This is a genomic window from Bacillus cereus group sp. MG16 (assembly GCF_040459875.1).
GTDB classification, from domain to species: Bacteria; Bacillota; Bacilli; order Bacillales; family Bacillaceae_G; genus Bacillus_A; species Bacillus_A paranthracis.
In genome coordinates this window covers 2,286,644-2,299,587 of sequence record NZ_JARVHE010000001.1, presented here as the reverse complement: position 1 = coordinate 2,299,587, position 12,944 = coordinate 2,286,644, and the positions used below count along the sequence as shown (strand labels likewise).

The window sequence follows — 12,944 nt, the reverse complement described above, 5'->3', positions numbered from 1 at the left end:
AGGTTTGTAAAATACACTTAATTTACTCAAAAGGAAAATAATATCCTACGTAATTAAACACATTTGTAAACCCTACATTTTCCACAACTGCGATAGAAGACTTGTTCAATTCCATACAGTCCCAATATGGAGTAATGTCATTCTCCAAACAATCTTTCACAAAACTATGAGCTATCGTTTGAGCTAATTTTCTCCCCTGGTGCTCTTCTATTGTTTCAATATCTATACAGTGTATATTTTCAAATACAAATCCTGAAAAACAAACACTCACAATTAGATCACCATAAACAATGCAATAACCGATTCCTTCATTGAAAAAACAATCTGGTGAAGACCAAAACTCTAAAATTTTTGATTGTAAAAAATCAATGTTCTTAAATGTTTTATTATTATTTTCATAGAGAGCTTTGCTCATTTTTAGCACAGTATATCCCTGTTCAAATTTAGGCTCATGATGATTTTCATAATCCTCTTTTCTTAGCATATACACTCTTTGATTCCAACTCTTTAAGTTACGGTGCTGAAATATTCTTTCGATTGTTTTATTCCACTTCGAATGATTCCCGATTCCTTCAAAGCAATCTAGTCCTGCTTTCCTCGCCTCAGGTACTATTACATGATTAATAAAACGATTCATTTCTTTATTAAACTCTTCATTTTCAGCATCTCCAATAAAGAAGAAGCCATCATTATTACCTAACCAAATGAGTCCCGAATTAGGAGAAGTCTCGTTATCTACAAATATTCGACCAGGATTCACTCCCGTAATTACAGCTTTGACTTCTAACTGACCTTGTTCATTTATTAAACTACTACATTTATAAAAATCATTCTTGCTTAATTCAGAAATCATAAGTTAAACCACCTTTTTGAAATCGCTTTATTATAACTTTAACACCATGACAGAATATTCTCTATTCTTTTTAATAGTTGTTTTAAACCAATGAAATATATAATAGTTGTTTTAAACCAATGAAATATATAATAAAAAAGAGCCAATCTCCAACACAATAGAAGATTGACTCTTTCCTTTATTTACTCCCCTATTTCAGAAATCGCTTTATACGTTCACCAATTTCATCGCTAACACGTTGAAATTCAGACCATTCTTTTCCTGCTGGATCATCAAATCCCCAATGAACACGATTCATATCCGGCGGAGTAGATGGACAAACAGCATCCGCATGACTACAAAGCGTAACGACTAAATCAGCACAATTTAAAATTTCTGCATCAATTATATCTGATGTTTGATTTGTTATGTCGATATTTACTTCGTTCATTGCTTTAATAGCATTTGGATTCACTCCATGATACGCAAGCAGTCATGTATAAAAATTTGCATATTTTAGGATGTTTAATTGTATTCCTTATTTTGTTAAAGTTACCCGTTAGTTCCATTCAAAATGCCTCAGCCGACGATTAACTCAAGTACCGATTTCGGATGACCATCATGTGATGCAGTTCGTGTCCTGCGATGCCGTACGCGAGGGCGCGCGCCGTAATACTTAGGTTATTGGCTGTGCCCTTGCGGGTCCACGCCTCCACCGGTAGCCCGCGCAACAATGTAATCGTTGATTGCCGTACGGCCCGGTAGTCTTCGGCCAATTGCGCGGTTGTCCAGCTTCCAAAAGGAGGTATGAACAATTCCTGATCAAAACCTGTCAGAGGCGTCTGGTCCCCTCTTGCGAACCGGAGCAGACGGTATGTCATGACGCGTTCCGCGTCTGCAATGTGGCCCACTACTTCTTTCAGCGTCCATTTTCCTTCCTCATACCGATATTCGGCCTGGCTTTCGGTCAACGATGCCAGGAGCTCGATCATTTGCTTTTCCTGGACAAGCAGAATGTCGATGATGTTACCGTCCGGCACCAAACGGATATATTCGCCGGAATTCCCGGCGTATTCTTCTTCTGACGGTCTTTGATTCATACGTAGTCACCTCTTTATGTAGATATAGAAAATTATAGCACTCGTCTATGTCTAATAAATTCGCGAAATGATAGAACTTTCCTTTTGTCGAAACAATTAAAAAGGAGAATTTCTCTAGCTGGAGAATTAATAATTGCGTTACCAATATGTAAAAATCTCAATTTAAAACTAAAGGAGAACAAAATGGGACAAATAATTGTATCGATGTACCTCTCACTAGATGGTGTCATGGAGGAACCAGCTTGGACTGCTCCATACTTCAATGAAGAAGTAGCAAAGTTTCAATCCGATTTACTGTTTGAAAGTGAAGCGCTTCTACTAGGGCGAGTAACCTATCAAGGTTTTGCAGCTGCCTGGCCTTCTATGACTGATGAAGAAGGTTTTGCTGATAAGATGAACAGCATGCCTAAATTTGTCGCTTCAACAACTTTGGAAAAAACCGAATGGAATGCAAAGCTTATCAAGGGTAATATTGTAGAAGAAATATCAAAACTGAAGGAACAGTCCGGTCAGAACCTTTTAATATATGGCAGCAGTGATCTTACACAAACATTAATGCAACATGACCTCATTGATGAATATCACTTTATAGTCAATCCCGTTATCGTAGGAAGCGGAAAGCGTCTCTTTAAAGACCAGAGCAATACAAAAGCATTAAAACTTATAGAAACAAGAACGACCAATTCAGGTGTCGTTATTCTTTCCTATCAGCCGGAGAGAAAAGAATAATTATTGATAAATTATAAAAAAACTCATCAGAATAAATTGAAGTACCCCCCGAAAACGAGACACCTATCAAAACACCTAAACCATCTATTCCCTAAATTCTTTAGGGAATAGATGGTTTAGGTTTGCTTGAATTCGCACACAATTGTAGTAATAAATGTATTCCGCCTTTGTTTTTAAATTATACTGGTTGGTCATTAAAATATTTACGCTTAAACCAAAAAGCGACGTTTACAAGTGCAATCATGACAGGGACTTCAACTAAAGGACCGATAACAGCTGCAAATGCTGCGCCTGAATGAATACCAAACACACCAACTGCTACAGCAATCGCTAATTCAAAGTTATTACTACCTGCTGTAAATGCTAACGTTGTTGTTACCGGATAGTTTGCACCAATTTTTCTTCCCATAAAGAAAGAAACAAAAAACATTACAATAAAATAGATTAATAACGGAATCGCTATTCTTACTACATCTAATGGTACGCTAACAATCATCTCTCCTTTTAAAGAGAACATAACGATAATTGTAAATAGCAATGCAAGTAGTGTAAGTGGACTAATCTTCGGTATAAACACCTTTTCATACCACTGTCTTCCTTTTAACTTAACGAGTACAAAGCGTGTCAACATACCTGCTATAAAAGGAATTCCTAAATAGATACATACTGATTTCGCTACTTCTATCATTGTAATATCGACAATAGCCCCTTTAATCCCTAACCATTCTGGAATGACTGTTACAAATACGTATGCATAAACCGAGAAAAAGAGCATTTGGAATACCGAATTAAAAGCGACTAAACCTGCCGCATACTCTTTATCACCATCAGCAAGATCGTTCCAAACAATTACCATTGCAATGCAACGTGCTAATCCAATCATAATGAGACCAACCATGTATTCTGGTTTATCAGAAAGAAAAATAATTGCTAACACAAACATAAGTACCGGACCAATAATCCAGTTTTGTACTAAAGATAGAACTAACACTTTTACATCTTTAAATACTCGGCCCATTTCCTCATAGCGAACTTTTGCTAATGGTGGATACATCATGACAATTAAACCAACAGCAAGTGGAATAGACGTCGTTCCAACTTGTAATATATTCAGTCCGTCTACTACACTAGGGAATACAAACCCTAAACCAATCCCAACAGCCATCGCTAGAAAAATCCATAGTGTTAAATATCGGTCTAGAAAGGATAAGCGTTTCATTTTATTTTCCATCTCCTATTAACAACAAGAATTTTTAGTCACCTCATTTGCAGTCGTGCAACATGATGACTCTTCAATTTTGTGAACATCACTATGTGCTTTCGTATAAAAGAATTCCCACTCATTTCCATCAGGATCCGTTATCCAAAACTTATCTTGAACTGCATAGCAACAAGTCGTATCCATTTCATCACGCGCAAAGAAACCTTCTTTTTCTAATCTTTCTTTATGTAATGTAATTTCTTCAGCTGTATCCACTTGGAAACCGAAATGATTTACCTGATTTCCCTTCACTTCATCTCGTACGTTCAGCGTAAAATTAAGTCCTGGCGTCTCTAATAAAAATTTTGCATAATCCGTTTTCACTTTAACTGGTGATACACCAAATACTTTTTCATAAAATTCAATAGACTTCTCTAAATTCGTAACGTTTATACCGATGTGAACATATCTCATACCTTATTCCTCCTCTTTACATATCATTAATCAATTTTTTTTGATTAATAACTCAAAATTTTAACAGCAACTACCTTTCCCTGTTTTTCTAAAGATACAGCACAATTCTTCTGATAATAAATTATTCACTTCCGCATCATTTAAATCATAATAACTCCACGTACCTTTTGTTTCTTTTACAATCAAACCTGCATCTAATAAAATCTTTAAATGATAGGACAACTTAGATTGTGTCATTTCAAAAATCTCTGTTAAATCACATACACACGTTTGGCCTCGCTGACAAAGTTCATACATGATTTCTAAACGCTTTTGATCCGCTAATGCTTTGAATTTTTTCTCATAGAGCTGGAAATTTTGCGCCACTGTAGTTCACTCTCCCTTCATCAAATTTTTTTGATATTTATAGTATATAGGCTGTTGAGTTCTTTATGCAACTAATATATCAATTTTTTTCGATTAATATAACCTCCTCTTCTTTCACATCTTATAGAGAATACATCTGTAGTCTCTTGCAAACACATCATTATATTTTAATATAATTACATAACAGAAAAAATAGTACGTTATCCTTACTATGGTTCTCGTAAATAGGATAACGTACTATTTTTATACGAAATAAGAAGTATCAACTCTAACCGAAGACTCTTTGAAACACCTTCTCATTTCTCTATTGCTTTAACATAAAACACTGTTATGGAACTACATTTAGATTTTCAAACGACCATATTACTACTTCTTCATCTGGTGAAGTAGTATTTATCATCAATCTTAATATCATACAGTCCAATTGTAAGGCTTTCCTCTCAAACATTATCCTTCCCTCATATCTGTAAGGAGGTCATTTTTCCATGCAATTGTATGCACATAAGAATCTTTAACTCTAAACATACCGAGTGTGTAAAAAATATTGTATTTATCTTTGCTTATGAACTCTATGTCCAATTTATTAAAGTGACTACCGATATGAAAAGCAAGAAAGTACTCATGCCAATCTGAATAGGAGTTTTGAGCAAGTTTTGCCGCTTGTATCATATAATGTTCCGCTTCTTTTTTAGATAAATAACCTAATCTTTTACCAATTCGACTTAAACAAATACACCATGCATAATCAAATGCAGCAATCCCAGCATCAGGTAACATGTGCAATGAGTAATTCACAACGTACATTTTTTCATCGTTTGATTGTCTTGGAAGTAATAGCTTTCGCTGTGCTTCTGAAAGAGGGGTTAATTGATTGTACATCGTTTGAAATTCTTGGCGTGATCCTTCTGTTAATAACCACTCAATCATTTCTTTCAATTGTGCTGGTTCGTTACAATCAAATCTTTGTAATTGTTTCTTCAAAAACTTTTTCCCAAGTATACGGTCTCTTATAAATGTAAATTCATATTTTGTAAAATAATGAATAAGAAAATAAGTACCCATACATATAGTAGACATGCTTCGTAAATATTGTTTTACCTGTTTTTTCTTTCTTGAAACGAACACCTAAGCTCCTCCTTACATTTTGATTTTCAGTCTATAAAACTTCCACGCTTCCCAAACAACCGGAAGAAGAAGGATATATTTGAAAGGTAGTCGCGTAATAATAGCAAGAATAAAAAATAAAATATACACCCAGGTACGTCTTAAAAACATGCCACTATACATCAATATCCAACCAAATACATAAGCCATTGTAACCCCTGGTTTATTTGGTTTCTTTCCGCTTTGTGCCAAAAACAAATTGAAATATGATAGAAACTCAACATGGTTCCTATCTATTTGAAAAGCATCCTGCACTATTTTTTCAGCTTTCTCTATTTCTCCCGCTTTTTCTAAGCATTTTGTCATCATGAACATCGCATCCATATGCTCTGGGTAGACAGAAAGAAGATGTTCACAATCTTTGATAGCATCGTGAAATTTCCCAAGATTATGCTGAATACGGGCACGATATAATAATGCATCTGGGTCGTCTTTATCAATCAACAGAATATTGCTAAATGCTTGTAATGCCTTCTCCTTATTGTCTATACGTAAATAATAAATACCTTGCATACGTAATAATTCAGGGTCCCTTTGATACATTGCAAACGCACGATCCAGTTCTTCTTTTACATCTTCTAATTCATTCGCTATCAGTTTCCTTTGTATTTCTTCTCGTATATAGAAATACAACTCAAAATCTAAATCAGCAGTTTTTTCAAAGATATCATAACGCATTTCTTTTTCGCCGCTAATTCTTTCTAATAAAAATTGAATTGTATTTTCTCCATATTCATTTACTAAATCATTTCTTTGCTCGCTGAATCGAAATACTTGATCGATTAATTCCCAAATCGAATGTGGGAAGTGATAATGATATAAGAAAAATTCAATTAACTGATCTTGTAGTGCTGCTGCATATTGAACATCCCATATCACATCTGAACGCAATATTTCCTCCCAATTCCCCTGCTCTATCCGTGCAAAGAAATTATCATAAAGCGTCTCAACACTTTCCATGAATGTATAGACTGGATGCTCAGTAATTGTAGTAGTAGCAATTTCCGCATCACTGTCAGTCCATGGAGAAAATACATGTTCCCTATCAAGAGCATTTATATCATCTATTTGAATCGACGGCTTATCTTTCATATTTTTCGCACTTTTCACTGCCTCGTCAAACGCTTCTCTTAATTTTTGATATCCTTCTGGATCATCTTCTGGATGATGTATTTTCAGGAGTTTTGCATAAGCTTTTTTAATGACTGAAATATTGTCAGTAGGTTCAATCTCCAATGTATTCCAAATACTCATTAGCGATTTGCCCACCTTTCCATACTTTCAATATGTTCTTTTAATATACTGGAAGCTTCTTTAATCTTTTTATCATTTTGCGTTGTAAGTACGCTCTCAAATTGTTGCAGTAATATAGAAATCTTTTTGCGTTCATCACCAAGTGACTCTTCATAAAGCCTTTCGCACTTTGCAAGAAGAAGTCGATTTTCTTCTCTATCTCTCGGATGAATTTTAATATGTCTTAACTCTAAAAGTCTCTCTTCTATTTCTGCATCTGTAAGATTTCCAGCGTTTTGCTGGATGATCGTTCTTTTCTTTTCTCCAGTTGATGTACTTATTACCTCAACTTCAAGAATGCCATTAATGTCGTATGTATAACGAATATCAACCGACTCATTTCCAGCAGGAGCAGGAGGAATCTTAATTTTGAGCTCGCCCAGTTTTAAATTATTTACTACCTTACGGTTTTCCCCTTGATATACATCAATAGTTATAAATTGTTGTTTATCCTTTACTGTATAGAGTCGCTCCACCTTACTTACAGGAATTGGTGTATTTCTCTCTATAATAGGGAAGAAGTACCCAGACTCTGACTTACCATCTCCAAATTCTTGAACAACACTTGTTCCTAAAGAATATGGACAGACATCGGTTAAAATCACTTCTTCTAAAGCCTTATTTCGTTCTTTTAAGGCAACTTGAATTGCAGCACCTAAAGCAACTGTTTCATCTGGATTTATATTTGCATAAGGCATACGCCCAAACATTTTAGAAATAACAGATTTCACAAGAGGCATTCGAGTCGCTCCACCAATTAAAATGACAGCGTCTAAATCATTCGGGTTTAACGAAGCATCACGAAGAGCACGTTCAATCGGATAACGAAGACGTAACAGTAGCGGCGTTACAATCTTTTCGAATTCACCCCTATTTATACTTGTTTCATATGTTTGATTATGAATCACAACATTCATAGTTGCAGTTGACTCATTACACAAAGCAAGCTTACAGCGTTCTGCTTGTGTATAAATTAATGATAATGTTTTTGAATCAAGCGACTCTGGATCCAGTTGATGGGATTCTAAGAAGAAGGTCATTAAACTTTTCGTGAAATCTTCACCACCAAGATAATTATCACCCGCAATTGATTTTACATCCATTATCCCTTCAAACAATTCCAAAATGGAAACATCAAAAGTTCCTCCACCTAAATCAAATACGAGAAATTTTGTTTCTGATTGTTCTTGGTATAAGCCATAAGCAATTGCCGCAGCTGTCGGTTCACTAATGAGGCGTTCTACTGTTAATCCTGCTATTTCCGCTGCACGTTTCGTTGACTTTCTCTGCGTATCATTGAAATAGGCAGGGACACTAATTACAGCACCGGTAACCTCTTCATTTAAATACGCTTCTGCGTCTTGTTTTAAAGATTTAATAACAAAAGATGATAACTCTTCAGATGAAAAAGTATATGTACCCAGCTCATATTTTTTCTCTGTTCCTATAAAACGTTTAAAAGTTGCTGCTGTTAGTTGTGGATGAGTAATTAGTCGCTCTTTCGCAATACGCCCAACTAAAATTTCCCCCGTTTCATCAACGCTAACTACCGATGGTGTGAGAAATTCACCTAAAACATTTGGAATAAGTGTTGCACCATCTTCCGACCATGTTGCTACTAAACTATTAGTTGTCCCTAAATCAATTCCAATTATCGCCATACTAATCCCCTCTCTTTTTACTATATTTTACTATACCATTATAAATAGGAAAAGTATGTAAGAAACTAATAATACTAAACTTTCATAATATAAAAAACCTATTTTAACGTAGTTAATTGAAATAATATGTTAAATTATAAAAACGATGTTCATTTTATAATAAGATCGTTTAAAAATATCAATCATCAAAATTTTTTAGTTTGACCCAAAATGTAATTTTATTCCTAATTAATTCCTTAACCTTCCTCCCGTTCTGTTCTCATAAAAAGCGAGGGTAACCGCTACTCGCTCAAATTTCATTTACAAATAAACATATAAGGTACACTCTAAAAGCAATGTGTACGTTAAATCCCCTTCCTGAAATAATTCCATCCTGAACTTTATCACTTCTACAAAATTACACATAGAAAAACGCTATTCTCTCCTATGATTCAACGGAAAAAAATAGCGTTTTTAAATAGTATTTTATTAGCTTATTATTGATTTACAAGCTTCTTTACTAATTCATCATTCATTATGCATAGTTGTGTTTGAAATCATACGAAATATTTTCACATAGAAAACTGCACTAACAAGGGCACAAAGTAGTATAATTCCGAACACAACGCTTGGAGATAACCGTGTAGAAAATACAATTATAATAGGTGCAATAAAGTGCCCGATGGTAAATTGTAAATTAGATGCTGCCATATATTGTCCTCTAGCATTTTCAGGTGCATATTTACTGACAAAACTATGTACAACTGGCGAACGAATCAATTCGCCAATTGTTAATATTGCCATAAAGCCAAACAATAGCCATATATTCGTCGTTAGCCCTATTAAAAACATACCTGTTCCAAAACATTAGAGACAAGTAAAACATTTCGATCGCTCCAATTCTCAAAGTATTTTGCAATAGGTAAAGAACATAAAACAAATAAGATTCCATTCAATCCCATCATCCATCCGAAAATTTGAGTATTACTCAAAGAGAATGAACCAGTATTCCATGAGAAAAGAGATTGTGTTGGTACAAATTCTTTTACATATAGTGCAAGGTAAAGATCGAGTTGCATAAAAGCTATCATAATCAAAACTCCCGCAACTATCAGTCCAAAGAAAAAATAATAACATAAAGTGAATTTATTTTACAAATTAATATAGGGATCTAAACTTTGATTACAATAAATTTCCTAGTTATTTATAAGAATCTATTTTGGGGATATCTCAATTCAGTCGCTTGATGGTCATAAGCTGTTTTCCTTCTATAAACAAAATCCACCAGAAACATCTATAATTTGCCCCGTTACCCAGCGGCTATCAGCAGAAGCAAGGAATGCTACTGCGTCCGCAATATCTTCAACTTGCCCGATTCGACCGAACACAGATGAATTCGTAGCAAAATTTCGTATTTCTGGATCATCTAGCAATTTCGCATTGATATCTGTCTTCGTATATCCAGGCATAATTGTATTCACAGTTATACCTCTTTCTCCAAGATGTTTAGCAAGAGGCAGTGTCATCGTATTTAATGCACCTTTACTTAAGCCGTATGCAATGGACCCTGTAAAACCAAGTCGTACTTCAGCTGATGAAATGTTAATAACGCGCCCTTCTGCTCGTAGTAACGGTAATGTTTGCTGAATTAAGAAGAACGGCGCCTTAATATTTACGGACATAATTTCATCAAAAATTTCTTCTGTCGTATTTTCAATCGTCCCTTGTGTACCTATCCCTGCATTGTTTACTAAAATATCAATCTCTAATGTACCAACTCTTATTTGTAATTCATTCTTTAATTGTTCTACTAGCTTTTTGACACCATCAATGGAATTGAAGTCTGCTTCAATTAAGAACGCTTTTCCTCCATTGGATTCAATCTCACTAATCGTTTCATCTGCAGCTGCTTTATTTCGACCGTAGTGAATTGCCACTAATGCACCGTCGTTTGCCAATCTCATCGCAATCGCACGACCAATTCCGCGACTCGCCCCTGTTACTAACGCTACTTTTCCATCAAGATTCTTCATTTTTTCCATCCTTCCTAAATTTCTATTTAATAAAACCTATACTTATATTTTTATTCAAACAGCAATAATTTTAAATATAGATTTATAGGTAATTTAGCTCGTTCACTTATGATATTATAGTTATAGTTTGTGATTCACTTTAAAAAATAAAATAAGGAGGCTACACAATGCAAAATGCAGTAAAACTAGATGAAATCGACCATAAAATAATGAACTTGTTGTATGAAAATGCGAGAATTTCTGTTTCAGAAATAGGACGAATTATATCCATGACGCAACCGGCTGTAAAGGAGCGTATGAATAAACTTGAGGATCAAGGTGTTATAGCGGCTTACCGAACGAAATTTGAGCCTTCCAAAATTAATAAAAACATTCAAGCATTCATCATGTTTAAAACGAGCCAATGCACTGATTTTATCCAATATTGTAATGCCGCTCCTGAAGTAACAGATTTATATCGAATTAGTGGGGAGTTTAATTATATGATGAAGGTCATGAGCGATTCGATGGATTCCCTCGCTGCATTTTTAGACTCTTTAATGCAATTCGGCTTATCGTCTCCTTTAATTGTTTTAAAGAGTGAGTTTGAGGAGAAATTGTCGTTCTAATAAAGAGATACATATTATCCTCCGCTAACAGTAAAAGTTTTTCCTTTAGGAGAAAAACCAACAAAATTAATGATTATTAAATAAAAAAAGAACATTGATTTAATCCGTACCCTTTGTAAAGGACATTTTAAAAAAAGTTAGGCGGCATCAAGAAGATGATTTCTGTATTCAACAGGGGTCATCTTCTTTAAATTCCACTGATAGCGGTGTTGATTATAGTATTTCATATAGTCTTTAATTTCTTGTTTTAACTGAGTGAAAGATGTACAAGTTTTTATGTGTGCTTCATCTTTAAAGTGCCCAAAAAAGGATTCTTGAGGGGCATTATCCCAACAGTTTCCTCGTCTTGACATGGATTGTCCTAGCTTTAATTTTTTGACCAACTTTTGATAGGTAGGGCTTGTGTAATGAGCTCCTTGATCTGAATGAATATATGCATCTGGTGTTAATTCCACTTTCTTATTCCTCTTTAGTTTACGAAGAGTTGTCGTTGCGATATCTAGAGTAAGCCGTTCTGAAACATGATAAGCCAAAACTTCATTCGTAGACCCGTCTAGAATGGTAGATAAGTATCCTTTCTGATTTTTGCCATAAAACAGGTATGTGATATCTGTAAGAAGTACCTTTCCAGGTATACCTTGCCTGAATTCTCGTTTTAATTGATTAGGTACTACAAAGTGTTCTTTCGTCGCTTTCAACATTCTTTTATAGGGATTCGCTTTCCGAATGGGACAGACAATTCCATATTTTTTCATGATTCTTCGGATGCGTTTTAAATTGTAAACAACTTGAAATTGACCCGCCAATGTCATTTTAATTTGACGAGCCCCTTTCTTTCGGTTTTTAAATTGAAATGCCTTTACTATGAGCTCTTTCGCCATTTCATCTTGATGCATTCTTTTCTCTCGCTGACTTTGAGCAGTAGCGGAAAAATAATGATAGTATCCAGAGCGCGAAACACCAGCGATCTCACACAAATATCTCACCATATTTTTCAGGTTATACCTTTCAATAATAGTACGAATTAAGATGTATTTCTGACTGGGGTGTAACCTTATTTCTTTCCCATCCTCCCTTCCATAAGCTTGATCTTTTTTAATAATTCATTTTCAGCTTTTAATAAGTTTCGTTCCGCTTCTAAACGTGCATATTTCTCTTCTAATGTAAGTTCTTTCTCTGACTTTCTTCCGGAGTTATCCTTACGTGTATCTCTTAAACCAAATACCCCCCTTTCCTTATAGGAAGTACGCCATCGATTTCCTGATGATACAACACGTTGTAGACCGATGACATCTATATCAAATCCACATTCTTCAAAAATAATACGAGGTGGTTTTCCTTTTTCATTTTCTTCAATAAAAATACGTTTGAATTCATCTGTATAAGTAATCCCTTTCTGACTGACTGATTTTACGTATCGATTCTTTGATAGTGCTTGAACTTCTTTTTCTGTGAACAGTTTTTTCGTCATTTTGAAATTTCTCCGATTCTCATTTTTCTCTCA

12 protein-coding genes and 2 pseudogenes are annotated in these 12,944 nt (G+C 34.8%); 2 read left to right on the top strand and 12 right to left on the bottom strand.

Annotated elements, in window-relative coordinates:
• Window positions 1-22: 22 nt before the first annotated feature.
• The 3 genes and pseudogenes from QCI73_RS11805 to QCI73_RS11795 all read right to left on the bottom strand — a co-directional run bounded on the left by QCI73_RS11805 (window position 23) and on the right by QCI73_RS11795 (window position 1,932).
• Window positions 23-853 carry a GNAT family N-acetyltransferase gene (locus tag QCI73_RS11805; RefSeq protein ID WP_353822974.1) on the bottom strand — a complete coding sequence of 277 codons (831 nt, stop codon included), beginning with the start codon at window positions 851-853 and terminating at the stop codon, window positions 23-25.
• Window positions 854-1,043: 190 nt separating this feature from the next.
• A pseudogene (locus tag QCI73_RS11800) lies at window positions 1,044-1,313 on the bottom strand (arsenate reductase/protein-tyrosine-phosphatase family protein); the annotation flags it as partial.
• A gap of 109 nt (window positions 1,314-1,422) precedes the next feature.
• Complete coding sequence (locus QCI73_RS11795; RefSeq protein ID WP_353822973.1) at window positions 1,423-1,932, bottom strand: DinB family protein; 510 nt, start codon at window positions 1,930-1,932, stop codon at window positions 1,423-1,425.
• 183 nt (window positions 1,933-2,115) lie between these two features.
• Between QCI73_RS11795 and QCI73_RS11790 the strand changes: the two genes are divergently transcribed.
• Entirely contained in the window at window positions 2,116-2,661 is a 546-nt protein-coding gene (locus QCI73_RS11790) for a dihydrofolate reductase family protein (RefSeq protein ID WP_327923050.1), read from the top strand.
• Window positions 2,662-2,839: 178 nt separating this feature from the next.
• On the opposite strand, the gene arsB is transcribed toward QCI73_RS11790, so the two are convergent.
• From arsB to QCI73_RS11745, 8 genes and pseudogenes are all read right to left on the bottom strand, one after another.
• Window positions 2,840-3,880, bottom strand: a complete 1,041-nt coding sequence (gene arsB, locus QCI73_RS11780) for an ACR3 family arsenite efflux transporter (protein ID WP_353822972.1) — start codon at window positions 3,878-3,880, stop codon at window positions 2,840-2,842.
• 18 nt (window positions 3,881-3,898) lie between these two features.
• Complete coding sequence (locus QCI73_RS11775; protein WP_353822971.1) at window positions 3,899-4,336, bottom strand: ArsI/CadI family heavy metal resistance metalloenzyme; 438 nt, start codon at window positions 4,334-4,336, stop codon at window positions 3,899-3,901.
• A 60-nt stretch (window positions 4,337-4,396) separates the two neighbouring features.
• Window positions 4,397-4,702, bottom strand: coding sequence for an arsenical resistance operon transcriptional regulator ArsR (gene arsR, locus QCI73_RS11770; RefSeq protein ID WP_000068188.1), 306 nt, complete (start codon window positions 4,700-4,702; stop codon window positions 4,397-4,399).
• Between the two features lie 447 nt (window positions 4,703-5,149).
• Window positions 5,150-5,827, bottom strand: a complete 678-nt coding sequence (locus QCI73_RS11765) for a DUF1266 domain-containing protein (RefSeq protein ID WP_000498142.1) — start codon at window positions 5,825-5,827, stop codon at window positions 5,150-5,152.
• 12 nt (window positions 5,828-5,839) lie between these two features.
• Window positions 5,840-7,120 (bottom strand): J domain-containing protein, encoded by a 1,281-nt coding sequence (locus QCI73_RS11760; RefSeq protein ID WP_353822970.1) that lies wholly within the window; start codon window positions 7,118-7,120, stop codon window positions 5,840-5,842.
• On the bottom strand, window positions 7,120-8,820 hold the full coding sequence (gene hscC, locus QCI73_RS11755; RefSeq protein WP_070806468.1) for a molecular chaperone HscC: 1,701 nt from the start codon (window positions 8,818-8,820) through the stop codon (window positions 7,120-7,122). Before hscC ends, QCI73_RS11760 begins: the two co-directional genes overlap by 1 nt.
• A 507-nt stretch (window positions 8,821-9,327) precedes the next feature.
• Window positions 9,328-9,911: pseudogene (locus tag QCI73_RS11750) on the bottom strand (MFS transporter); the annotation flags it as partial.
• A gap of 156 nt (window positions 9,912-10,067) precedes the next feature.
• A complete protein-coding gene (locus QCI73_RS11745; RefSeq protein ID WP_262725198.1) occupies window positions 10,068-10,832 on the bottom strand; it encodes an SDR family oxidoreductase in 765 nt (254 codons plus the stop codon).
• Window positions 10,833-10,999: 167 nt separating this feature from the next.
• On the opposite strand from QCI73_RS11745, the gene QCI73_RS11740 reads away from it, so the two are divergent.
• The gene (locus QCI73_RS11740; RefSeq protein ID WP_048555301.1) at window positions 11,000-11,440 is read left to right on the top strand and encodes an Lrp/AsnC family transcriptional regulator; all 441 of its coding nucleotides are present in this window, start codon (window positions 11,000-11,002) and stop codon (window positions 11,438-11,440) included.
• 137 nt (window positions 11,441-11,577) lie between these two features.
• Here the strand turns inward: QCI73_RS11740 and QCI73_RS11735 are convergent.
• A protein-coding gene (locus QCI73_RS11735; RefSeq protein ID WP_416274065.1) for an IS3 family transposase occupies window positions 11,578-12,911 on the bottom strand; the annotation gives its coding sequence in 2 pieces (ribosomal slippage) (window positions 11,578-12,527 and window positions 12,527-12,911; 1,335 coding nt in all).
• Window positions 12,912-12,944 lie beyond the last annotated feature (33 nt).

Excerpts from the sequence above, each read along its gene's own strand:
- QCI73_RS11805 (WP_353822974.1), bottom strand. The coding sequence starts at position 853 with ATGATTTCTGAATTAAGCAAGAATGATTTTTATAAATGTAGTAGTTTA.
- QCI73_RS11795 (WP_353822973.1), bottom strand. The coding sequence starts at position 1,932 with ATGAATCAAAGACCGTCAGAAGAAGAATACGCCGGGAATTCCGGCGAA.
- QCI73_RS11790 (WP_327923050.1), top strand. The coding sequence starts at position 2,116 with ATGGGACAAATAATTGTATCGATGTACCTCTCACTAGATGGTGTCATG.
- arsB (WP_353822972.1), bottom strand. The coding sequence starts at position 3,880 with ATGAAACGCTTATCCTTTCTAGACCGATATTTAACACTATGGATTTTT.
- QCI73_RS11775 (WP_353822971.1), bottom strand. The coding sequence starts at position 4,336 with ATGAGATATGTTCACATCGGTATAAACGTTACGAATTTAGAGAAGTCT.
- QCI73_RS11760 (WP_353822970.1), bottom strand. The coding sequence starts at position 7,120 with ATGAGTATTTGGAATACATTGGAGATTGAACCTACTGACAATATTTCA.
- hscC (WP_070806468.1), bottom strand. The coding sequence starts at position 8,820 with ATGGCGATAATTGGAATTGATTTAGGGACAACTAATAGTTTAGTAGCA.
- QCI73_RS11745 (WP_262725198.1), bottom strand. The coding sequence starts at position 10,832 with ATGAAGAATCTTGATGGAAAAGTAGCGTTAGTAACAGGGGCGAGTCGC.
- QCI73_RS11740 (WP_048555301.1), top strand. The coding sequence starts at position 11,000 with ATGCAAAATGCAGTAAAACTAGATGAAATCGACCATAAAATAATGAAC.